At 64.5% G+C, this 22,749-nt stretch carries 20 protein-coding genes and 1 tRNA gene; 14 read left to right on the forward strand and 7 right to left on the reverse strand.

Translation table 11 applies throughout. The annotated features are described in order from the left end of the window. The first annotated feature begins 23 nt into the window (after positions 1 to 23). Together alr and ACFQ24_RS10310 are read left to right on the forward strand one after the other, a co-directional pair. Positions 24 to 1,070 (forward strand): alanine racemase, encoded by a 1,047-nt coding sequence (alr, locus tag ACFQ24_RS10305; protein WP_380911014.1) that lies wholly within the window; start codon positions 24 to 26, stop codon positions 1,068 to 1,070. Then, positions 1,070 to 1,153 (forward strand): DUF2256 domain-containing protein, encoded by an 84-nt coding sequence (locus ACFQ24_RS10310; RefSeq protein WP_380911016.1) that lies wholly within the window; start codon positions 1,070 to 1,072, stop codon positions 1,151 to 1,153. The genes alr and ACFQ24_RS10310 overlap by 1 nt, the downstream gene beginning before the upstream one ends. Before the next feature lie 117 nt (positions 1,154 to 1,270). On the opposite strand, the gene ACFQ24_RS10315 is transcribed toward ACFQ24_RS10310, so the two are convergent. Both ACFQ24_RS10315 and ACFQ24_RS10320 read right to left on the reverse strand, forming a co-directional pair. Further along, positions 1,271 to 2,443, reverse strand: a complete 1,173-nt coding sequence (locus tag ACFQ24_RS10315; protein ID WP_380910942.1) for an acetyl-CoA C-acetyltransferase — start codon at positions 2,441 to 2,443, stop codon at positions 1,271 to 1,273. 49 nt (positions 2,444 to 2,492) lie between these two features. After that, complete coding sequence (locus ACFQ24_RS10320; protein WP_380910944.1) at positions 2,493 to 3,581, reverse strand: alpha/beta hydrolase; 1,089 nt, start codon at positions 3,579 to 3,581, stop codon at positions 2,493 to 2,495. Between ACFQ24_RS10320 and phaR the strand changes: the two genes are divergently transcribed. Then, entirely contained in the window at positions 3,580 to 4,152 is a 573-nt protein-coding gene (gene phaR / locus ACFQ24_RS10325; RefSeq protein ID WP_380910946.1) for a polyhydroxyalkanoate synthesis repressor PhaR, read from the forward strand. The two genes, ACFQ24_RS10320 and phaR, sit on opposite strands and share 2 nt — an antisense overlap. A 92-nt stretch (positions 4,153 to 4,244) precedes the next feature. After that, positions 4,245 to 5,771, forward strand: coding sequence for a proline--tRNA ligase (gene proS, locus ACFQ24_RS10330; RefSeq protein ID WP_380910948.1), 1,527 nt, complete (start codon positions 4,245 to 4,247; stop codon positions 5,769 to 5,771). 141 nt (positions 5,772 to 5,912) lie between these two features. On the opposite strand, the gene hslU is transcribed toward proS, so the two are convergent. Then, complete coding sequence (hslU, locus tag ACFQ24_RS10335; RefSeq protein WP_380911018.1) at positions 5,913 to 7,214, reverse strand: ATP-dependent protease ATPase subunit HslU; 1,302 nt, start codon at positions 7,212 to 7,214, stop codon at positions 5,913 to 5,915. Positions 7,215 to 7,356: 142 nt separating this feature from the next. After that, positions 7,357 to 7,935 (reverse strand): ATP-dependent protease subunit HslV, encoded by a 579-nt coding sequence (gene hslV / locus ACFQ24_RS10340; protein ID WP_380910950.1) that lies wholly within the window; start codon positions 7,933 to 7,935, stop codon positions 7,357 to 7,359. 173 nt (positions 7,936 to 8,108) lie between these two features. On the opposite strand from hslV, the gene ACFQ24_RS10345 reads away from it, so the two are divergent. Then, positions 8,109 to 8,297 (forward strand): hypothetical protein, encoded by a 189-nt coding sequence (locus ACFQ24_RS10345; RefSeq protein WP_380910952.1) that lies wholly within the window; start codon positions 8,109 to 8,111, stop codon positions 8,295 to 8,297. 16 nt (positions 8,298 to 8,313) lie between these two features. Here the strand turns inward: ACFQ24_RS10345 and ACFQ24_RS10350 are convergent, their stop codons facing one another. Then, positions 8,314 to 8,442, reverse strand: a complete 129-nt coding sequence (locus ACFQ24_RS10350; RefSeq protein WP_380910954.1) for an entericidin A/B family lipoprotein — start codon at positions 8,440 to 8,442, stop codon at positions 8,314 to 8,316. 140 nt (positions 8,443 to 8,582) lie between these two features. On the opposite strand from ACFQ24_RS10350, the gene ACFQ24_RS10355 reads away from it, so the two are divergent. The 6 genes from ACFQ24_RS10355 to ACFQ24_RS10380 all read left to right on the forward strand — a co-directional run bounded on the left by ACFQ24_RS10355 (position 8,583) and on the right by ACFQ24_RS10380 (position 15,951). Further along, a tRNA-Val gene (locus tag ACFQ24_RS10355) sits at positions 8,583 to 8,657 on the forward strand. Between the two features lie 116 nt (positions 8,658 to 8,773). Further along, positions 8,774 to 10,993, forward strand: coding sequence for a S9 family peptidase (locus tag ACFQ24_RS10360; protein WP_380910956.1), 2,220 nt, complete (start codon positions 8,774 to 8,776; stop codon positions 10,991 to 10,993). A gap of 112 nt (positions 10,994 to 11,105) precedes the next feature. Then, entirely contained in the window at positions 11,106 to 12,131 is a 1,026-nt protein-coding gene (locus ACFQ24_RS10365; protein WP_380910958.1) for an aspartate-semialdehyde dehydrogenase, read from the forward strand. 8 nt (positions 12,132 to 12,139) lie between these two features. Continuing rightward, positions 12,140 to 12,901: an alpha/beta fold hydrolase gene (locus ACFQ24_RS10370; RefSeq protein WP_380910960.1), complete on the forward strand. Its 762-nt coding sequence runs from the start codon at positions 12,140 to 12,142 to the stop codon at positions 12,899 to 12,901. 53 nt (positions 12,902 to 12,954) lie between these two features. Beyond that, on the forward strand, positions 12,955 to 14,772 hold the full coding sequence (locus ACFQ24_RS10375) for a M2 family metallopeptidase (RefSeq protein WP_380910962.1): 1,818 nt from the start codon (positions 12,955 to 12,957) through the stop codon (positions 14,770 to 14,772). A gap of 30 nt (positions 14,773 to 14,802) precedes the next feature. Further along, the gene (locus ACFQ24_RS10380; protein WP_380910964.1) at positions 14,803 to 15,951 is read left to right on the forward strand and encodes a GGDEF domain-containing protein; all 1,149 of its coding nucleotides are present in this window, start codon (positions 14,803 to 14,805) and stop codon (positions 15,949 to 15,951) included. A 12-nt stretch (positions 15,952 to 15,963) separates the two neighbouring features. Here the strand turns inward: ACFQ24_RS10380 and ACFQ24_RS10385 are convergent, their stop codons facing one another. Together ACFQ24_RS10385 and ACFQ24_RS10390 are read right to left on the reverse strand one after the other, a co-directional pair. Further along, positions 15,964 to 17,418: an AMP nucleosidase gene (locus ACFQ24_RS10385; protein WP_380910966.1), complete on the reverse strand. Its 1,455-nt coding sequence runs from the start codon at positions 17,416 to 17,418 to the stop codon at positions 15,964 to 15,966. Between the two features lie 92 nt (positions 17,419 to 17,510). Beyond that, positions 17,511 to 17,993, reverse strand: coding sequence for a peroxiredoxin (locus ACFQ24_RS10390; RefSeq protein WP_380910968.1), 483 nt, complete (start codon positions 17,991 to 17,993; stop codon positions 17,511 to 17,513). Between the two features lie 146 nt (positions 17,994 to 18,139). On the opposite strand from ACFQ24_RS10390, the gene ACFQ24_RS10395 reads away from it, so the two are divergent. The 3 genes from ACFQ24_RS10395 (at position 18,140) to ACFQ24_RS10405 (ending at position 22,749) form a co-directional block, all read left to right on the forward strand. Then, a complete protein-coding gene (locus ACFQ24_RS10395) occupies positions 18,140 to 18,700 on the forward strand; it encodes a YqgE/AlgH family protein (RefSeq protein WP_380910970.1) in 561 nt (186 codons plus the stop codon). A 125-nt stretch (positions 18,701 to 18,825) separates the two neighbouring features. Then, positions 18,826 to 20,250 (forward strand): adenosylhomocysteinase, encoded by a 1,425-nt coding sequence (gene ahcY, locus ACFQ24_RS10400; RefSeq protein WP_380910972.1) that lies wholly within the window; start codon positions 18,826 to 18,828, stop codon positions 20,248 to 20,250. 150 nt (positions 20,251 to 20,400) lie between these two features. Beyond that, positions 20,401 to 22,749, forward strand: a complete 2,349-nt coding sequence (locus ACFQ24_RS10405; protein WP_380910974.1) for a PAS domain-containing sensor histidine kinase — start codon at positions 20,401 to 20,403, stop codon at positions 22,747 to 22,749.

Below are 22,749 nucleotides of genomic sequence, written 5' to 3' on the forward strand. Positions count from 1 at the left end.
TCGGGGCGGCTATCGGGCGGATGATGCAAGACCATGTCGCTCCGCTGCGCCTGCGCCTGGATGGCGACGCGCTTGTTGCCAACTGGCGGTGGCTAGACGGCGTGAGCGGCGCTGCAGCTTGCGGCGCGGCGATCAAGGCGAACGGCTATGGCCTGGGTGCGGGCGGCGTGATGACCCGGCTGATGCAGGCAGGGTGCCGCGACTTTTTCGTATCGAACTGGGGCGAGGCGGCGGCGCTGGAGCCGCTGATGGAGGAGGGCGTGAGCCTCTCGGTGCTGCACGGGGTGCGGCGCGAGGATATGGCGCAGGCGCTATCCTCCCGCGCGCGGCCGGTGCTCTCCACCCCGGAGCAGATCGGCCGCTGGCGGGAAGCGGGCGGCGGTCCCTGCGACGTCATGATCGATACCGGCATGAACCGGCTTGGCCTCGACTGGAGAAGCGATGTCGCCGCGCAGGTTCGGGGCCTCCGCATAGAGACGCTGATGAGCCATCTCGCCTCGGCAGACGAGGATGCCGACCTCAACCGCCTACAGCGGGACAGGTTCGCGGCGATCCGCGACGCAGTGCCGGCGCGGCGCTACAGCCTCGCCAACAGTGCCGGCATTTGCCGGGGCCATGCTTATCATTTCGATCTGACCCGTCCGGGTCTCGCTCTCTATGGCGGCGTACCTCTGGCCGAGGCGGCGGGCCATATCCGCCCGGTCGTGACCCCGCAGGCCCAGATCCTGCAACGCCGCCGCCTTATCGCCGGCGACAGCATCGGCTATAATGCGACCTTCACGGCGACGCGGGATCATGAGGTCGCGATCCTGAACCTGGGCTATGCGGACGGCTATCTGCGCGGCTTTTCCGGACGCGGTGCTGCCATGGCGGGTCATACACGGCTGCCGGTGATCGGGCGCGTGTCCATGGACCTGTTGGCTGTCGAGGTCAGCGATGCGCCGGACTTGGCGGAAGGCGACTGGCTCGACATCGCCTACGATCTGCGCGAGGCGTCCGCCGCGTCCGGCCTGTCGCAATATGAGCTGCTGACGGGACTCGGGGCGCGCTACGATCGGGCCTGGACCTGATGCCCAACGGCGTGGCGAAGGGCGATATGCCGACCAAGACCTGCCCGGCGTGCGGCAGGCCCTTCGCCTGGCGCAAGAAATAGGCGCGGGACTGAGAGAAGCTCGTCTATTGCTCGGAGCGCTGTCGGCGCGCGAAACCGACATAGAAAAAGCCGCCGGGCTTTCGACCGGCGGCTTTCCTCATCGGATATTCGCCTGGCTCAGCGTTCGATGCACATGGCAACGCCCATGCCGCCGCCGATGCACAGGGTGGCGAGGCCCTTCTTGGCGTCGCGCTTGGCCATTTCGTAGAGCAGGGTGGTCAGCACCCGAGCGCCGGACGCGCCGATCGGATGGCCGATGGCGATCGCGCCGCCATTGACGTTGACCTTCTCGGGATCCCAGCCAAGCTCCTGCCCCACCGACAGCGCCTGCGCGGCGAACGCCTCATTCGCTTCGATAAGGTCGAGGTCGGCTACGGACCAGCCCGCCTTTTCCAGCGCCTTGCGGCTGGCGGGAGCCGGACCGATGCCCATGATCGAAGGATCGACGCCGCAGGTCGCGAAGCCGGCGATCCGGCCCAGTACCGACGCGCCGCGCTTCGCCGCATCGTCTGCGGTCATCAGCACCAGCGCCGCCGCGCCGTCATTGAGGCCGCTTGCGTTGCCGGCGGTGACGGTTCCGTCCTTCTTGAAGGCGGGCTTCAAGCCCTGCATCGTCTCGATAGTGGCACCGTCGCGGATATATTCGTCGGCATCGACGATCGTATCGCCCTTGCGCCCCTTGACCGTGACGGGCGCGATCTCGTCCTTGAAGCGGCCAGAAGCGCGCGCGGCCGACGCCTTGTTCTGGCTGGCGACAGCGAATTCGTCCTGCGCTTCGCGGCTGATCTGATATTTCTCCGCCAGGTTTTCGGCCGTGATGCCCATATGATAATTGTTGAATGCGTCGGTCAGGCCGTCATGGATCATCGTATCGACCAGGGTGACAGCGCCCATCTTCGCGCCGCTGCGCAGGAATTGGGCATGTGGTGCCATGGACATGCTTTCCTGTCCGCCCGCAAGCATGATGCGCGCGTCCCCGACCCGGATCGCCTGTGCCGCAAGGGCGACGGCACGGAGGCCCGATCCACAGAGCTGGTTGAGGCCGATGGCGGTGCGTTCGACAGGAATGCCCGCGTTTACGGCAGCCTGACGCGCGGGATTTTGTCCCTGACCGGCGGCAAGCACCTGACCCAGAATGACTTCGTCTATCTCCTCTGGCGCGACTCCGGCCTGCGCAAGTGCAGCGAGGATCGCCTGACGGCCCAGTTCGTGCGCGGGGACGGACCCGAACGCGCCCAGGAAGCTGCCGACCGGTGTCCGCTTGGCGGCGGTGATGACGATATCTGACAAAGCCTTGATCCTCTTGCTGATGAATTATTCTTCGCGGGCGCACATAGCATCAGCCGCCATGGCTGGAAAGCCAAAGGGAAAGCGGCTTCCACAGCGCTTCGCAGGCGCGGCCGCCGACCATCATGCCGACGTGGCCGAGGGACAGGCTATGCTCTTGCGCAAGGGCGGGGCCGGCGGCGGCAGGGACGATCCGATCGCTGGTCGAGACAATGGAGAGGGTAGGGCAGGACAGCCGGGACGGATCGACCGCCACGCCGCCGATGCGCCATTCCCCCCTGCCGGTGACGTCGTCGCCGTAAAATCCCTCGAACAAGTCGCGCCCGGCGGCGTAGGTCAGCGGCGCGCCGCCATTCGCCCAATCCTCCACCGCGAGGAACGCCCGCTCCGCGTCGGAGCCGGATTCCGCATCGGCGAAGGCGGCATATTTGCGGATGGTGCGCTCCGGATCCATGGCCCAGAAGCCCGACTGGAGCACTTCCATGGGCACGTAGCCCAAGCGTTCGCACGTCGGGCGAGCATCCTCCCACAGCTTCGCGATCATCGCGCGATCGGCGGTGGGATAGGCGCTGAATTGCCAGGGTGTCGCGATCGTCGCCACGGCTGGAAAGGATTGTAGCGCCGTCGCCCCCAAGACGATGCTGCCGCCTAGGCAGTAGCCCACCAGGATGGGCGGACGGGGCAGGGCAGCGAGCAGCGGCATCAGGCGGTCGGCTACATGGCCGGCCAGTCCCAACCGCGCATCGGCCTGATCGGGCGAACCCCAGTCGACCAGATAGGCGTCATGCCCTGCTGCGGCCATGTGGCGCAGCACGGATCGGCTCTCGGAAAGGTCGAGCACCGCCGGCGGGTTGATGAGCGAAGGCACGAAAACGACCGGGGCACGGGAATTTTCTGACCCATATTGTAGCAGTCTCGCACGTCCTGCTGCGGCGAAGCATGGCGGCCTTTGCGGATGCTTGGGACGCTGCGCGTCCTGATAACGGCGCAATCCCGCAAGAGCGCGTCTGCGAAGGTCGGGGTCACCCTCCGTTTCGCGCCACAAAATATTGAGAAAAAGGGGCAAAGGCCGTGGGCCATGTTGCGGTGCGGCAACAGCCTGTGCTATTGCGGCATTTGCAGGTGTGGGAGAGGAATCCATGGCCAAATCCAAGACCGCCAACGAAGCAGAACCGGTCGTCATCAAGAAATACGCCAACAGGCGGCTCTATAATACCGAAACATCGAGCTACATCACGCTGGATCTCCTGTCCCAGATGACACGCGAGGGGCGCGAGTTCGTGGTCGTGGACGCCAAGACTGGCGAGGACATCACGCACAATGTCCTGACCCAGATCATCATGGAAGAGGAGCAGCGGGGCAAGAACATGCTGCCCGTCAACTTCCTGCGCCAGCTGATCGCCATGTACGGTGATTCGATGCAGTCCATGGTGCCGCAATATCTGGAAGCGTCGATGGATGCGTTCCGCAAGAACCAGCAGCAGTTCCAGGAAGCGATGAAGGGTGCATTCGGCGGCGGCCCGCTGGCCGAGATCGCCAAGCGCAACATGCAGATGTTCGAGGCGGCGGCCAGCGCCTTCGGCAACGGCGTTCCCGGGATGCCGGGCATGACGACGCCCGCTGCGACTGCCGAAGGCAGCAAGGACGACGAGATCGAGGATTTGAAGGCCCAGCTCGCCGCGCTCAACGCGAAGATCGACAAGCTGAGCTGACTGCTCCCTCTTTCTAAGAGTCGACACAGGTGGCGCGTCTGTCCTATGGCGCGCCATCTTTTTTGTCCTGCCATCCTTAAGGTCACCAGACAGTGAAACATGCCCTTCCCGTCACCCGCGAACAGGACTTTGCCGCCTGGTATCAGGCCGTCATTTCCGAAGCCGACATGGCGGAGGAAAGCGGGGTGCGCGGCTGCATGGTCATCCGGCCGTGGGGCTATGGCATCTGGGAGCGGATGCAGAAACTACTCGACGATCGGATCAAGGCGACGGGGCATGAGAATTGCTACTTCCCGCTGTTCATTCCGCTCAGCTATTTCGAGAAGGAAGCCGAGCATGTCGACGGCTTCGCCAAGGAAATGGCGGTCGTCACCCATCATCGCCTGATCCAGAAGGATGGACGTCTAGTCCCCGATCCCGAGGCGAAGCTGGAGGAGCCGCTGGTCGTGCGGCCGACATCCGAAACGGTGATCGGCGCGGGGTTCAGCCGCTGGGTGCAGTCGTGGCGCGACCTGCCCGTCCTCATCAACCAGTGGGCCAATGTCGTGCGCTGGGAAATGCGGACGCGCATGTTCCTGCGCACCGCCGAGTTTCTCTGGCAGGAAGGCCACACCGCCCATGCCACGGTGGACGAGGCGATGGACGAGACGCTGAAGATGCTGGAAGTCTATCGCAGCTTCGCCGAAGAGTGCATCGCGCTGCCGGTGGTCGCGGGCGAGAAGCCGGAGAATGAGCGCTTCCCCGGTGCGGTCGCCACCTACTCGATCGAAGCGATGATGCAGGACGGCAAAGCGTTGCAGGCCGGCACCTCACACTTCCTGGGCACGACATTTTCGTCCGCGCAGAATATCCGCTTCCAGAATGCCGAGGGGCAGCAGGAACTGGCGCAGACGACCAGTTGGGGCGTGTCCACCCGCATGATCGGCGGGCTCATCATGGTGCATGGCGATGATGATGGGCTTCGCGTGCCGCCGCGCGTCGCGCCCTATCAGATCGTCGTGGTGCCGATGCTGCGCGATACGGACGAAGATCAAGCAATCCTCGATTATTGCGGCGAACTGGCCGCGTCATTGAATGAACTGGATGCTTTCCGCGAACCTGTCCGCGCGCTGCTCGACAAACGGCCGGCCAAGGCGGCGAACAAGCGTTGGGGCTGGGTCAAGAAGGGCGCGCCCATTGTGATCGAGGTCGGCGGACGCGACGTGGCGGGCGGCAATGTCTCGGTCATCCGCCGCGACCGGCTCTACCGCGAGGATGGGAAGCTGGATAGCCAGATCATCGCCAAGGCGGCCCTCGTGGAACAAGCGGTCGCAATGTTGGAGGATATTCAAACGGCGTTGTTCGCCGATGCCAAAGCGCGGCTGGACGGCAATATCGACGCAACCATTACCGACATCGACGCGCTCAAGTCCCATTTCAAAGGCAGCGACAAGCCCGGCTGGGCGCTAGTCCAGTGGAGCAAGCCGACCGGCGACGCACTGGACAAGGTGGTGCAGTGGCTAAAGGGCGAGAAGCTGACGCTGCGCAACGTGCCACTCGATGCGGCGGAAGCGGACGGACTGTGCGTATTCACGGGCGATAAGGCCGTCGAGCGTGTGCTGGTGGGCCGGAGTTATTGAGGTTCCATCTCCCCTCCCTTTCAAGGGAGGGGCCGGGGGTGGGTGGCGAACGCAGCGATCCTCCTTCGGAGGCACCCACCCCAACCCTCGAAGGGAGGCCCGTGCCTCCCTTCGACTTGAAAGGGAGGGGCTTTTAGGCGGTCACAGGACATATTTGCTGAGGTCTGTGTCCCGCGCCACTGCCGCCAACTGCTTCTCCACATAAGCCGCATCGATCGTCAGCGTTTCGCCGCGACGGTCTTCCGCGTCGAAGCTCACATCCTCCAGCAGCTTTTCCATCACCGTCTGAAGCCGGCGCGCGCCGATATTCTCGACTTCGCTGTTCACTTCGGCGGCGATCTTCGCCACCGCGCGAATGCCGTCTGGCGTCAGGTCGATCGTCACCTCCTCGGTCGCCAGCAACGCGCGATATTGCGTGACGAGGCTCGCCTTCGTGTCCGACAGGATCGCGACGAAATCCTCTTCGGTCAGCGCCTTGAGTTCCACCCGGATGGGCAGGCGACCCTGCAACTCCGGCAGCAGGTCGCTAGGCTTGGCGACATGGAAGGCGCCGGACGCGATGAAGAGGATATGGTCGGTCTTGAGTGGACCATATTTCGTGGCGACGGTCGTCCCCTCGATCAGCGGCAGCAGGTCGCGCTGCACGCCTTCACGGCTGACCGATCCGCCGCGGACGTCGCTGACCGCGATTTTGTCGATCTCGTCGAGGAAGACGATGCCGTTCTGCTCAGCGCTGGTGATGGCGACGCGGGCGACATCGTCCTGGTCCAGGCGCTTGTCCTGTTCTTCCTCGACCAGCTTGTCCCACGCTTCGGCGACGCGCATCTTGCGGCGCTTCTTCTGGGTCTGGCCGAACGCCTTGGACATCATGTCGCTGAGGTTGATCATGCCGACCTGACCGCCCATGCCGGGGATCTCCATCGGCATGGAAGGGCTGTCGGCGACCTCGACCTCGACCTCGACATCGTTCATCTGGTCGCCCTCGATCCGCTGGCGGAAGGAGAGGCGGGTGGCCTCGCTCGCTTCCTTGCCGGTCAGCGCGTCGAGCAGGCGGGACATAGCGGCTTCGGACGCGGCTTCGCGCACAGCTTCGCGGCGGCGATCCTTCTCCAGCCGCACCGCTTCCTCGACCAGGTCACGGACGATTTGCTCGACATCGCGGCCTACATAACCGACCTCCGTGAACTTGGTCGCTTCCACCTTCACAAACGGCGCGTCGGCCAGTTTGGCGAGACGGCGGCTGATCTCGGTCTTGCCGCAGCCGGTGGGGCCGATCATCAGGATATTCTTGGGCGTCACCTCGTCGCGCAGATCTGCGGAGAGGTGCTGGCGGCGCCAGCGGTTGCGCAGCGCGACTGCCACGGCGCGCTTGGCGTCCTGCTGGCCGATGATATGCGCGTCGAGCGCGGCGACGATGGCTTTGGGGGTCAGGTTGTCGTTCATCATATGGCTCCCCCCTCCCTTTGAGGGAGGGGCAGGGGTGGGTGCGCGCATCGCGCGCGCTGCAACATATCGGGATGGAGCTAGCTCGCTGCGCTCGCACTCACCCCAACCCCTCCCTTGAAAGGGAGGGGCCTTTTTCGGTTTAGCTCGCGCTGTCCAGCGTTTCGATCGTCAGCTGGTCGTTGGTGTAGACGCAGATGTCGGCCGCCACGCCCATCGCCTTGCGCGCGAGAGTTTCGGCGTCCTGCTCATACTCCACCAGCGCCCGGGCGGCGGCGAGGGCGAAATTGCCGCCCGACCCGATTGCCGCGACGGTTCCGTTTGGATGGGCAACCGGCTCCAGCACATCGCCATTGCCGGTCAGGATCAGCGTCACATCCTTGTCCGCGACGATCATCATCGCTTCCAGATTGCGGAGATATTTATCGGTGCGCCAGTCCTTGGCGAGTTCGACGGCGGCGCGCATCAGCTGGCCGTTATGGCGCTCCAGCTTGGCCTCCAGCCGCTCGAACAGGGTGAAGGCGTCGGCGGTCGCTCCGGCGAACCCGCCGATGACGGAGCCGTCATGCAGGCGCCGCACTTTCTTGGCGTTGGGCTTCATCACGGTCTGGCCCATGGACACCTGGCCGTCGCCGGCGACGACGACTTTCCCGTTTTTCCTGACCGACATGATGGTGGTGCCATGCCACACCGGCATGGAGGAACTGCGTTGATCACTCATGGCCGCCATATGGGGCGAACCTCCCCGTGCCGCAAGATCGGCCGTTTGCGACGGACCGTGTCAAATCAGCTACCATTTTGTGACACGCGGTCGCGGAACAAACCTGGCTCAATTGACATTGTGCACTGCACAACGGATCATCACTCACCGGCTAATCAAGTGGAGCGGCACGCATGTCCCTGAAGGCGAGGGCTCAGGAAAAGGTCGAACGGGCCGGAATTTCAAACTACTCCTTCGACCAGGACGTGCTGGTCATGTGCGGCGTACGCTACACCATAAAGGCCTGCACCTGCGGAGAGCCCGAATGCGACGGGGTTCAGTTACTGAAGAGCGCGTCCGCCATGGGCACGCTTCTCCAGTAAAGGCGTCGGCATCTCCTTAGTGAATGACGTCCTTGCCGGCTCGGCCCACCGATTCGATGTCCCGCCCTACGCCCTGAACCGTATTGCAGGCGGCAAGTGTCGCCAGGAGCAGAGTTCCGACGAGAATGGCGCGGGTTCGACGCATGAAGCACAGGCTCCTGTTGAGGGTTGGAAACATGCTATTGGCATCCATCCCGCCCGCGGAAAAGCCTTTTGCGCCAATTCGCCTGTGATCGCTTGACAGGGCGCGCCGGCGATGCCAATGGCCGCCTCCTCCTTTCAAGGGGGCGCGTAGCTCAGCGGTAGAGCACACCCTTCACACGGGTGGGGTCACAGGTTCAATCCCTGTCGCGCCCACCATGACCCGACAGGGCATGGCAGGACAGATTATTTCCCGGCATTGATCTTTTCCGACCCGCCGCGCTAAGCGTTCCGGCGACATGGCGGCGTTTTTGCGTCGCCCGGAAAGGATGACGATGCCCCCCTATCTGAAAGCCGGCGCGGCGCTGCTGGCGCTCTTCCCGACCTCCTTTGCGGTGCAGGCGCAGGAGAAGCTGACGCTGGAGCGCGTGTTCGCAAGCCCTGACCTTGCCGGGCCGCAGCCGCGCGCGCTGAAACTCTCGCCGGACGGGTCGCTGGTGACGCTGCTCAAGCCCCGCGCGGACGAGAAGGAACGGCTGGATCTCTGGGCCGTCGACACGCGCACGGGCAAGGAGCGGATGCTCGTCGATTCCAAGAAGACCGGAAGCGGCGCGGATCTCAGCGAAGCGGAAAAGATGCAGCGCGAACGAGACCGGAGCGTTGCGGGCAGCACGGGCATCACCAGCTATGACTGGTCGCCGGACGGGAAGACCATCCTGGTTCCGGTGGATGGCGACCTGTATCTGGCCGGATTGGATGGCAAGGTTTCCCGCCTGACCGACACGCCGGACGGCGAGCTGAACGGCGTCGTCAGCCCCAGAGGCGGCTTCGTTTCCTTCGTGCGTGGCGGCAACCTGTTCGTAAAGCCCATCGGCGGCGCGGAACGACAGCTGACGCAGGGCGCGAGCGATACGGTCAGCTGGGGCGTGGCGGAGTTCGTCGCGCAGGAGGAAATGGACCGGCGCACCGGCTATTGGTGGTCGCCCGACGACGCGCTGATCGCGGTCGCGCGGGTCGATGAGAGCCCGGTCGGCACCGTAACCCGCACGGCCATCGGCGGGGAGGGGACCAAGGTCTACCAGCAGCGCTATCCCGCTGCCGGCACGCCCAATGCGATCGTCGACCTCTATGTGATGAAGGCCGACGGATCGGGCCAGGTGAAGGTCGATCTCGGCACGGACAAGGACGTCTATCTGGCGCGGGTGAACTGGTCCAAGGACGGCCGCACGCTCTATGTGCAGCGGGAAAGCCGCGACCAGAAACGGCTGGACCTGCTGGCGGTCGATCCCGCCACTGGCAAAGCGAAGCTGGTGCTGTCGGAAACCGCGAAGTCCTGGGTCAACCTTTCCGACAATTTCCGGCCGCTGAAGGACGGCAGTTTCCTGTGGTGGTCGGAAAAGACGGGCCACGGACATCTCTATCGCGTCAACGGGGCAAAATGGACGGCGCTGACCAGCGGCGACTGGGAAGTGCGCGATGTCGTTGGCGTCGATGAAGGCAGGGGCCTTGTCTATTTCACCGGCAACCGGGAGACGCCGCTGGAACAGCAGCTCTATGTGACGTCGCTCGGCAAGGCCGCGCCGGCAAGGCCACTGACCCAGCAGGGCTGGTGGAACGACGCAGTGATGGACGGCGCGGCAAGCCGGGTGATCGTCACGCGGCAGAATAGTGACCAGCCCAAGCAGGTCTATCTGGCTGACAGCGCGGGCAAGCAGCTGCAATGGCTGTCGCAAAATGCGCTGACGGGAAGCCATACTTACGCCCCCTATGTCGCCAGCCACGCCAAGACGACATTCGGCACGGTGAAAGCGGCGGACGGATCGACGCTTTATACCAAGATGATGACCCCGCCGCTGGAGCCGGGAAAGCGCTACCCGGTCTTCATGATCCATTATGGCGGGCCGGGCGCGGGGCGGCAGGTGACGAACACTTGGTCCGGGGCGCTGAACCAATATCTGGTGGACCGCGGCTGGATCGTCTTTTCGATCGACAATCGCGGCACGCCCGACCGCGGCAAAGCGTTCGAGGACCAGCTTTACCGCGCGATGGGCAGCGTGGAGGTCGACGACCAATTGAAGGGCGTCGAATGGCTGAAGGCGCAACCCTTCGTCGATCCGCAGCGGATCGCAACCTATGGCTGGTCCTATGGCGGCTATATGTCGCTCAAGCTGCTGGAGAAGGCGCCGGGCGTCTTTTCCGCCGCCATCGCCGGGGCGCCGGTGACGAAGTGGGAGCTTTACGACACCCATTATACGGAACGCTATCTGGGCCAGCCCGGCGACCGCCGCAGCGCCTATCCGGGTTCGGATGCAGTGGAGGATGCGGTAAAGATCCGCGACCCGCTGCTGCTGATCCACGGCATGTCGGACGACAATGTCGTGTTCGACAATTCGACCGCGCTGATGGCGAAGATGCAGGGTGCCGCCGTGCCGTTCGAGCTGATGGTCTATCCGGGGCAGACGCATCGTGTGGGCGGGCCGAAGATCGGCGTCCACCTCTGGCGCACGATCGAGGACTTTCTTGCCCGGCGCGGCGTCGCCCCTGCCGCGCAATAAAAGGATCGGGAAAGCCGGGGTTCGGCGCAACAAAGCCCATATGTCTGGACAAATGACGCAAGGGCGCTATGCGCCGGCCCCGCAAATCATTGCATGAGTGGAGTGTAGAGTCATGGGTTACAAGGTCGTCGTCGTGGGAGCCACCGGAAATGTGGGCCGCGAGATGCTGACCATTCTCGCCGAGCGCGAGTTCCCGATTGACGAGATCGCGGCGGTCGCTTCGCCCCGGTCGCAGGGCACCGACGTCGATTTCGGTGACACCGGCAAGACGCTCAAATGCAAGAATATCGAACATTTCGATTTCACCGGATGGGACATCGCACTGTTCGCGGCAGGCAGCGGCCCAACGGCGGAATATGCGCCCAAGGCGGCGGCAGCGGGCTGTGTCGTGATCGACAATTCGTCGCTGTACCGAATGGACCCGGACGTGCCGCTGGTCGTGCCGGAGGTCAATCCGGACGCAATCGACGGCTATACCCGCAAGAACATCATCGCCAATCCCAACTGCTCGACCGCGCAGATGGTAGTGGCGTTGAAGCCGCTGCATGATGCCGCGAAGATCAAGCGCGTTGTCGTCGCCACCTACCAGTCGGTCTCCGGCGCGGGCAAGGCGGGGATGGACGAGCTGTTCGAGCAGAGCCGCAACATCTTCGTCGGCGATCCCGCCGAGCCGAAGAAGTTCACCAAGCAGATCGCCTTCAACGTGATCCCGCACATCGACACCTTCCTGGACGATGGGTCGACCAAGGAAGAATGGAAGATGGTCGCGGAAACGAAGAAGATCCTCGACCCCAAGGTCAAGGTGACGGCGACCTGCGTGCGCGTGCCCGTGTTCGTCGGCCACAGCGAGGCGATCAACATCGAGTTCGAGAACGAGATTTCGGCCAAGGAAGCGCAGGACATCCTGCGCGAGGCGCCGGGCATCATGCTCGTCGACAAGCGCGAGGATGGCGGATACGTCACCCCGGTCGAGTGCGTGGGCGACTACGCCACCTTCGTCAGCCGCGTGCGCGAGGATTCGACGGTCGACAATGGCCTCTCGCTCTGGTGCGTCAGCGACAATCTCCGCAAGGGCGCGGCGCTGAACGCGGTTCAGATCGCCGAGCTGTTGGGCCGCCGTCACCTCAAGAAGGGCTGAAAAAGGACATGACCGACCTGCCCCTCGAACGGCACGAGATCAAAGGCTTCGACGGCCTGCCGATCGCCGTGCATGTCGTGGGGCGGGGACGGGATCTGATGCTCATCCACGGCTATTTCTCCAATGCCTGGACCAACTGGATCCGCTACGGCCATGCGGCGAAGCTGGTGGAAGCGGGCTTCCGCCTGATCCTGCCGGACCTGCGCGGCCATGGCGAAAGCGCGAAGCCGCACGATCCTGCCGCCTATCCACCCGATGCCCTGACCGACGACAATCTGGCGGTGGTGGAGCAGATGGGCCTCACCGACTATGATCTGGGCGGATATTCGCTCGGCGCGCGGACGACGGTGCGGATGCTGGCGCGCGGCGCGACCCCGCGCCGCGTCATCCTGTCCGGCATGGGGCTGCGCGGGCTTATCCAGACGCTCGACAATGGCGGCTATTATCGCAACGTTCTCACCAATCTGGGGACGTTCGAGCGGGGCACGTCGGAATGGATGACGGAGGCGTTCCTCAAGACCACGAAGGGCGATCCTGTCGCGTTGCTCAATATCCTCAACACCTTCGTCGATACGCCGCGGGAGGTGATTGCCGGCTTTCAACAGCCAACGGCCGTGATCTGCGGGGTGGACGACGACAGCAACGGCAATGCGCGCGAACTGGCCGATATCCTGCCTGATAGCCGCTATGTGGAAGTGCCCGGCAGTCACATGAATGCCGTCACCCGCAAGGAGCTGGGGCAGGCGATGGTCGATTTCCTGACCGCTTGACTGTATCGCAGGACCAAGTCACCTTTCGGCCATAGGTCTAAAAGGGGACTCCCATGAAAATCGCTATTTCGCTGGCCGCGCTTGCGGCCGCTCTCGTTGCTTCGCCGGTCATGGCGCAGCAGCAGGCAAACACGCCGACAGCCGCCGACGCCGAGGCGTTCCTGACCAAGGCCGAGCAATCACTGTTCGACCAGTCGATCGTCAGCGGCCGCGCCGCGTGGATCAACGCGACCTATATCACCGATGACACGGACGCCATCGCCTCCTATTTCGGCGCGATCGACACCAAGCAGCGGGTCGATTACGCGCTGGAAGCAGCGAAATTCGCGACCGCGCCGGGCCTCACCCCGGAAACCAAGCGCCGGTTGACGCTGCTGCGCACCGCGCTGACGCTTCCCGCGCCGACCACGCCGGGCGCGGCGGAACAGTTGAACGACCTCGCGACCAAGCTGCAGTCCGCCTACGGCAAGGGCAAGGGCACGCTGAAGGGCCAGCCGATCAACGGCAGCGACATCGAAGAGCAGATGGGGATCAACCGCAATCCCGAAGAATTGAAGGAAATGTGGGTCAGCTGGCACGACAATGTCGGCGCGCCGATGCGGCAGGATTATGCCAAGCTGGTGAGCATTGCCAATGCCGGCTCCAAGGAACTGGGCTTCGCCGACACAGGCGCGATGTGGCGATCCAAATATGACATGCCGGCCGACGATTTCGCGAAGCTGACCGACAAGATTTGGGCCGAGGTGAAGCCGCTCTATGACGAGCTGCACTGCTACACCCGCACCAAGCTCAACGAGAAATATGGCGACGCGGTGCAGCCCAAGACCGGCCCGATCCGCGCGGACCTGCTAGGCAATATGTGGGCGCAGGAATGGGGCAACATCTACGACATCGTCGCGCCGGCAGGTGCGGGCGACCTTGGCTACGACGTTACCGACCTGCTGAAGGCCAAGAATTACGACCCGGTCAAAATGGTGAAGGCCGGGGAAGGCTTCTACAGTTCGCTTGGCTTCGACCCGCTGCCCGCGACATTCTGGGAACGGTCCCAGATCGTGAAGCCGCGCGACCGGGAGGTCGTGTGCCATGCGTCAGCCTGGGACATCGACAACAAGAACGACATCCGCATCAAGATGTGCACCAAGGTCAATGGCGACGATTTCGTGACGATCCACCACGAGCTGGGCCACAATTACTATCAGCGCGCGTATCAGGTTCAGAAGCCGCTCTATCTCGACGGCGCCAATGACGGCTTCCACGAGGCAATCGGCGACTTCATCGCACTGTCGATCACGCCCGACTATCTGGTGAAGATCGGTCTGCTGGACGCGGGCAAGGTGCCGGGCGCGGACAAGGATCTGGGCCTGTTGCTGCGTCAGGCGATGGACAAGGTCGCGTTCCTGCCCTTTGGCCTGTTGATCGACAAATGGCGCTGGGGCGTGTTCGACGGATCGATCCCGGAAAGCCAGTATGAGAAGGGCTGGACCGACCTGCGCCTCAAATATCAGGGCATCGTTCCGCCGGTCGCGCGCGACGAGAGCAAGTTCGACGCGGGCGGCAAATATCACATCCCCGGCAATACGCCCTATACCCGCTATTTCCTGGCCCGGGTGCTGCAGTTCCAGTTCTACGAAGCCGCGTGCAGGCAGGCGGGGTGGAAAGGCCCGCTCCACCGCTGTTCCTTCTACGGCGACAAGGCGGTGGGCGAGAAGCTGAACGCCATGCTGAAGATGGGCGCGTCGAAGCCCTGGCCCGATGCGCTCGCCGCCTTCACCGGCAGCCGGACAATGTCCGGCAAGGCGCTCGTCAATTATTTCGCTCCGCTCCAGAAGTGGTTGGTTCAACAGAATAAAGGCAAGTCCTGCGGCTGGTAAGTCCGCGCGAAAATTGATAGGCGGCTGCGCATGAACGCAGCCGCCATTCTTCTGTCGCTCCTCTTTGGCACCGCGCTGGTCATGACGATTGCGCTCACGGTCGCCTGGCAGCATTTCGGACGGCAAAGATATGTCCTGACATGGACTGCGTCCTATGCAGTCGGCATGTTGCAGTGGATCGCCAACGCAGGCGGCTTTTTCCTGAAGAGCCCGGCCCTTTACATCCTGACAGGCATCGGATTGATCGTGAGCGGGTCGCTGCTGGCCGTTGGCGTTCGCCAGCGTTCGGGCCGTCCCCTCCGGCTGATGGCCTTCATTCTGCCGGGTGCGGTGGTGATCCTCGCCATGGCGCTTGCGATCGGGCCGGCGAGCAGCCAGTTGATGCAGGGCTTCATCATCCCCGTCTATGTGGGGCTGTTGCTCGCCGTCAGCGCGATTTCGCTCTTGCCGCGGGATCGCAGGATCACGCCCCCGGAACTCGCCTTTTTCGCGGCATTGGTGGCCTTCGTCATGGTCCAGTTCACCCTGGCTGCGTCGGCGATACTGATACACGGTCCGGAGAGCGGCAAGGATCTCTATCGGCTGATCTTCAGCATCTTCACGCCGACCATCTATGTCGCGAACGCCGTCACGGCCGTTCTGGTCGTCGCCGGCGATCTGGCGCAGCAGCTCCGCCGGCAGATGCGGCACGACCCTCTGACGGAGGTGCTGAACCGTCGCGGGCTTGACGATGCGGCCGATCAGGCGATCGCCCTGGCGCGGCGGCACAAGCGGCCGCTGGCGCTGGTGGTGTGCGACCTGGACGGGTTCAAGGCGCTCAACGACAATCATGGGCACATTGCCGGGGATCAGGCGCTGCGGAGCTTCGCCCGGCTCCTAACCAGTGCGCTGCGCCGGGGCGACGTGGTGGGACGCATGGGCGGGGACGAGTTCGGCCTGTTGCTGCTGGACACGGACGCGCACGCCGCGGCCGAGGTCATGGAGCGGGTGCGCGCGGAAATGCCTCACTTGGCGGTCGAGCAGGTGCCGAGCCCGCACCTGCGGGCCAGTTTCGGCGTGGCCGAACTGATGGCCGAAGACACCCGCCTGGAGGACATGGTCGCTCGGGCCGACGCCGCCCTCTACGAAGCGAAGAATCTCGGGCGGAACCGCGTCGCCGTGTGGCGCGCGGCCGCCTGACCGAAGCGGACCTTAACGGAAGGGAGGTTCGTTGAAGGCGCGCAGCTTGCGGCTGTGCAGCTTCGCGCCCTCCTGCCGCAACAGTTCGCAGGTCATGATGCCGACCCGCAAATGCCCGGCGATCGCCTCCTCGTAGAAGCGGTTCGCCTGCCCCGGCAATTTGAGTTCGCCGTGGATGGGCTTGTCGGACACGCAGAGCAGCGTGCCGTAGGGAACGCGAAAACGATAGCCTTGCGCCGCAATCGTCGCGGACTCCATGTCGATCCCGACGGCGCGCGAGAGGCTGAAGCGCAGCGCGGAACTGGAATAGCGCAACTCCCAATTGCGATCGTCCGTCGTCACCACGGTCCCGGTGCGCAACCGCCGCTTGAAATCCTCCGGATTGCCGCCGCCCAATATCGCCTCGGCGGCGCTGGCCATCGCCACCTGCACCTCCGCGATCGCCGGCACAGGAATTTCGGGCGGCAGCATCGCGTCGAGCACATGGTCGTCGCGGAGGTAGGCGTGGGCAAGGACGTAGTCGCCGATCCGCTGGCTGGGGCGCAGGCCGCCGCAATGACCGATCATCAGCCAGGCTTCGGGGCGCACGACCGCCAGATGGTCGCAGATCGTCTTGGCATTGGACGGCCCAACGCCGATATTGACCAGGGTGATGCCGCTGCGATCGGGCGCGATCAGGTGATAGGCGGGCATCTGGTGCCTGCGCCACGCGCTGTCCGCCACCATCCGGGCCGGGTCGGCGGTCTCGGGCGTCACATAGACGCCGCCCGCGCCGGACAGGGCGGTGTAGCGGCTGCCCTCGCGCTGCAATTCCGCGCAGGCCCAGGCGACGAACTCGTCGACATAGCGGTGATAGTTGGTGAATAGGATGTAGCGCTGCACATGCTCGGCAGGGGTGCCGGTATAATGTTTCAGCCTGGCGAGCGAGAAGTCGGTGCGAAGCCCGTCGAACAGCGCCAGCGGCCGATCCCCGTGCGCGTCGGGCACGAACAGGCCGTCCGCGATCTCGTCGCCGATCTCCGCCAGTTCGGTCGCGGGGAAGTGCCGCGCCAGTTCCGTGGGCGGCGTGCCGTCGAGCGCGCTGATGTCCAGGCCATCGAGCACATAGGGGAAGGGGATTTGCTGGTCGCTAAGCCCGACATCCACCTCCACCCCATAGTCCCGGACCAGAAGGTCTATCTGTTCGGCCAGATAGTCCGCAAACATGCCCGGCCGCGTTACGGTCGTAACATAGCGTCCCGGCTTGGAGAGGCGGGCGAAGGACCGGCCCGGTGGCGGCGCCTCGCCATCGCCATGATGGGTGATGTGCAGTTCGGGGTAGCAAAAGCGGCGGTCGGTCCGCGCTTCGGGTGGCGGGATCGCGCCGTCGCGCGCATAGGCGCGCATCGCGTCACGCAGGGTTTCTATCGATGTCTGATAAATCCGGTCGAGCTCTGCGACCGTCGCTGTGCCGATGCTTTGTGTCATCGCCCCCTGTTACCGCCTTTGGGTGACGGAAGAAAGACCTTGGGGCGGAAGCCGCGCGCCGGTGGACGACCGGCCGGCGCGCGGCCCGGCACTTAAAGCTGGCCGAGCATATAGTCAGCGGAGGAAAGCTTGAAGTCGCCAGGCGCTTCGACATTCAGTTCCTCGACGACGCCGTCCTTTACGATCATCGAAAAGCGCTGGCCGCGCGTGCCGAGCCCGAACTTGCTGCCGTCCATGGTGAGTCCCACCGCCTTGGCGAAATCGGCATTGCCATCGGCCAGCATCGTAACCTTGCCCTCGGCGCCTGCGGACTTGCTCCAGGCGCCCATCACGAAGGGATCGTTGACCGCGGTGCAGGCGATCTCATCGACGCCCTTCGCTTTCAACTCTTCAGCCTTGTCGATGAAACCCGGCAGGTGCCGGGCCGAACAGGTCGGCGTGAAAGCGCCAGGCACCGAGAAGAGGGCGACGGTCCGGCCGGCGAAGAAATCATCGGACGAGACGGTTTCGGGGCCGTTCTCCGTCATTTTCGCAAAGCTGGTTGTGGGAAGGCGATCGCCCTTGGAAATCGTCATATGTTTGTTCTCCTGGCCTGATTGGGGACGGGAGGTCGGCCCAAAGCCGCCCTGTGTCAAGACAAGCCGCTTCAATAAGCCGGCCCGCCCCATGCGAACGGCGGGCACGGCTTGGCATCGCCCGGCAGCCGCCTATATTCGGGGATATGACAGCGGCGCGCTTTTATGGCGGGCAGTTCCTGCTCGCCCTTCCTGGCATGGAAGACATGCGGTTCGATCATAGCGTCGTGGCGCTGTGCGTGCATGACGAGAATGGCGCGCTTGGCATCGCGGTGGACGAGGAGATTGAGGGCGTCCGCTTTCGCGACCTGCTGGAAAGCTTCGACATCGATCCCGCCGGCGTAGCGGACGTGCCAGTACTGCGCGGCGGCCCCGTCGAGCCAAGGCGTGGCTTCGTCCTCCACTCGCTCGATTGGGGCGGGCAGGACATGGTCGATGTGGGCGGGTTGTGGGGCCTGTCCGGGTCGCTCGACATATTGAAGGCGATCGCGGAGGGGCGCGGACCCAGCCGCTATCTGATAGCGCTGGGCTATGCAGGCTGGGGCGCGGGGCAGCTGGAACAGGAACTGACGGGCGAAAGCTGGTTCCTGGCGGACGGCGATCCTGCCCTGCTGTTCGACATGCCCGCGCGCCGCCGATGGGCGGCCGCCTTCGCTGCGGCGGGGGTGGATTCTTCGCATCTGGTTCCCGGCGCCGGCTCGGCCTGACCCGCCATCGACATAAAGAAAACTTTATATAGGGTTGTCACCACCGCCTGCGGTTGATAAGGCGCTGGCCATTGCCATCGTGCGTCCCCTCGGCGCGGGTGGACCCATTCTAAGCTAACGGAGACATGAACGTGGCCACCGCACCCGCCACCCAGGCGCAGGATTATGTGATTGCCGACATCGGCCTCGCCGCCTTCGGCCGCAAGGAAATCGAGATCGCCGAAACCGAAATGCCGGGCCTGATGGCGCTGCGCGAGGAATTCGGCCCCAGCCAGCCGCTCAAGGGCGCGCGCATCACTGGTTCGCTGCACATGACGATCCAGACCGCCGTGCTGATCGAGACGCTGACCGCGCTTGGCGCGCAGGTCCGCTGGGCCACCTGCAACATCTTCTCGACGCAGGACCACGCCGCCGCCGCCATCGCCGCGTCGGGCGTGCCGGTCTTCGCGGTGAAGGGCGAAACGCTCCAGGAATATTGGGACTATGTCGAGCGCATCTTCGACTGGCACAATGACGATAGCGGCGTGTGCAACCTGATCCTGGACGATGGCGGCGACGCGACGATGTTCGCGCTGTGGGGCGCGCGGGTCGAGGCCGGCGAGGAATTGTTCACCCCGTCGAACGAGGAAGAAGAAATCTTCTGCGCCGTGCTGAAGCGCGTGCTGAAGGAACGTCCGGGTTTCCTCACCAAGACTGTCCAGTCGATCAAGGGCGTGTCGGAAGAAACCACCACCGGCGTCCATCGCCTCTATGAACTGTCGAAGAAGGGCAAGCTGCCCTTCCCGGCGATCAACGTGAACGACAGCGTCACCAAGTCGAAGTTCGACAATCTCTATGGTTGCAAGGAGAGCCTGGTCGACGCCATCCGTCGCGGCACCGACGTCATGCTAGCCGGCAAGGTCGCCTGCGTCGCGGGCTTCGGCGATGTCGGCAAGGGCTCGGCGGCGTCGCTGCGCAACGGCGGCGCGCGCGTCCTCGTTACCGAAGTCGATCCGATCTGCGCGCTGCAGGCCGCGATGGAGGGCTATGAAGTCGTGACGATGGAAGAAGCCGCACCGCGCGCCGACATCTTCGTCACCGCCACCGGTAACGAAGGCGTGCTGACCGTCGACCATATGCGAGCCATGAAGAATATGGCGATCGTGTCCAACATCGGCCACTTCGACAGCGAGATCGAGATCGCCGGCCTCCAGAACTTCAAATGGACCGAGATCAAGCCGCAGGTCGACGAAGTCGAATTCCCCGATGGCAAGAAGATCATCGTCCTGTCGAAGGGACGCCTGGTCAACCTCGGCAACGCGACCGGCCACCCCAGCTTCGTCATGTCGGCCAGCTTCACCAACCAGACGCTGGCGCAGATCGAGCTGTGGACCCGCAGCGAGCAGTATAAGAACGACGTCTATGTGCTGCCCAAGCATCTGGACGAGAAGGTCGCCGCGCTGCACCTCGAAAAGCTGGGCGTCAAGCTGACCAAGCTTAGCCAGCGCCAGGCCGACTATATCGGCGTACCGGTAGAAGGGCCGTTCAAGCCCGACCATTATCGCTACTGATCCTGCACACGGGTCGAACGAGTGGAAAGGGAGGCGGAAACGCCTCCCTTTTTTGTTGCGTCCCTTCTTCCCGATAGGAACGATCTGCTTTAGGCCGGGGTGGATGAAGATCGGGATCGTGCAGGGCAGGGGTAAGGGAGGCTGGCGGACATGACGGCGCTGTCCCCCTTCGCTGCCGTGATCCTGGGCGTGGTGCTCGCGCTCTGGCTTGGCGGCGCGGTCTGGGCACTCGCCAGCGGCCAGCGGATGCGGCGCGAAGGGACGCAGGCCCAAGGCAAGTTCGATCGGCTGGCCGTGCTGCTGGCGTCCGCGCCGGCCGCGCCGGTCATCATCCATCCCGACGGCCGGCTGGAGGCGGCGGACCGGCTCGCCAAATGGCTGGGCAAGACGCGCGTGCCCGCCTTCGTTTCGGAACTGGTTGCGGAGGACGGAGGGCTGGAGCCGGACGACGCGGCCGCCCTGTCGCGCGAGATCGCAGCGGTGCAGAGGGCAGGCAGGAGCTTCGCCCTGGCGGTTCGTGGGACGGGATCGACGCGCCTGCTGCTGGTGCGCGGGGCGCCCGCCCCGCCGGGGCTTGCCGAAAGCGGCGGCGTCGTCCTGTGGATATTCGACGCGACGGACAGCCAGTCGGAAATCCAGTCTCTCAAGGAACAGGTCGAGCAGTTGCGCGATGCCCTCGAGGCGTTGGCGGGACTGCTGGAGGCAGCGCCTTTCCCGATGTGGCATCGCACGCCGGACCTCCGGCTAAGCCTCGTCAACAGCGCCTATGTCCGCGCCGTCGATGCCGAAAATGCGGCCGAGGTGATCGCCAACGGCATCGAACTGGTCGAGGTGGCAGGCGGTGTCAGCCCGCAAGCCGCGGCGGCGGAGGCGGTGGCACAGGACGCGCCCATGGATCGCATGGTTCCGGCCACGATTGACGGCGAACGGCGGACCATGCGGGTGGTCGACGTGCCACTGGGACCGGCGGGCATCGCTGGCTACGCCGTCGATCAGCATGAGTTGGAGCAGGCGCGGGTCGAGCATCGGCGGCTGGAGGCGGCGCAGCGCGACCTGCTGGACCGCTTGTCCGCCGGCGTCGCGCGCTTCGGAGCGGATCGCACGCTTCGCTTCTGGAACCAGCCCTTCATCAGCCTGTTTGGGCTGCGGCAGGAGGCTTTGGCCGACGCGCCCCTGTTCGAGCGGGTGCTGGACCAGATGCGCGACGCCCGCCGGTTGCCTGAGCATCGCGACTTTCCGGCCTGGCGCGGGGAGCGGCGCAACTGGTTCCTGTCGCCCGAACCGCAGGAGGAGAACTGGCTGCTGCAGGACGGCACGCACCTGCGCGTCTATGCCCAGCCGTTGCCGGATGGCGGCCTTCTGCTGATCTTCGAGGATCGCACCGAACAGGTGCAGCTGTCGAGCGCGCGCGACACGTTGCTGCGGGTGCGGACCGCGACCTTCGACAATCTGTTCGAATCCATCGGCGTCTTTTCGGCGGACGGCAGGCTCCAGATGTGGAACAGCCGGTTCCGCGCCGTATGGGGAGCGCCGGAAGACCTGCTCGCCACCCATCCGCGCATCGACGATCTGATGCGGGCGGTGCAGGCGCAACTCGCCAAGCCGCAACAGTCCAACCTTGTGCGCGAACTGGTGCGCGCCGCCACGGTCGAGCGGAAGCAGCGGACAGGCCGGGTCGGCTTTGCCGACGGGCGCATCTTCGAATTCGCAGCCATGCCGCTGCCGGACGGCAATGCGCTCTTCACCATGCTGGACGTCACCGACAGCCGGCGGGTGGAGCAGATATTGCGCGACCGCAACGAGGCGTTGGAGCAGGCAGACAAGGTCAAGACCGCGTTCGTCACCAATATGAGCTATGAGCTGCGCACCCCGCTCACCACCATCTCGGGGTTCGCCGAGATGATGAGCGCCGGCTATGCGGGGGAACTGAGCGAACCGGCCAAGGGCTATGTTGATGGCATCCTGCAAAGTACGGCCCGCCTCTCCATGCTGATCGACAATGTGCTTGACCTGACGCAGAGTGAGGTGAGCGGGCTGCCGATCGAGCGCGCCCCGGTCGATCTTGCCGCCGTCGCGCGCGACAGCTTAGAACGCGCACGGGAACAGGCGTCTGCCAAGGGTATCGAGATGGCGGTGACGCTGCAGGACGATCTTGGCCGGGTGAAGGGCGACGCGCGCCGTATCGGCCAGGCGATCGACCATCTTCTGGAAAATGCCCTGCGCTATTGCGGACGGGGCGCGCGCATCCTGGTCCATGGGGACGGGACGGAGGAAAAGGCGCGCCTCATCGTATCGGACAATGGTCCGGGCATGACGCCGGCGCAGCAGAAGGCCGCTTTCGATCCGGTGGAGCGTGCGGACCAGGCGCGCAGCGGTGGCCGGGCCGGCATCGGCCTGCCGCTGGCGCGCCAGCTCGCCGAAGCGCATGGCGGCACCTTGACGCTCTTGTCGGAGCCGGGGCAGGGCACGATGGTCACGATCGAGCTGCCGCGTGGCTGA

The organism is Sphingobium olei, assembly GCF_042678845.1.
In the GTDB taxonomy this organism is placed as follows: Bacteria; Pseudomonadota; Alphaproteobacteria; order Sphingomonadales; family Sphingomonadaceae; genus Sphingobium; species Sphingobium olei.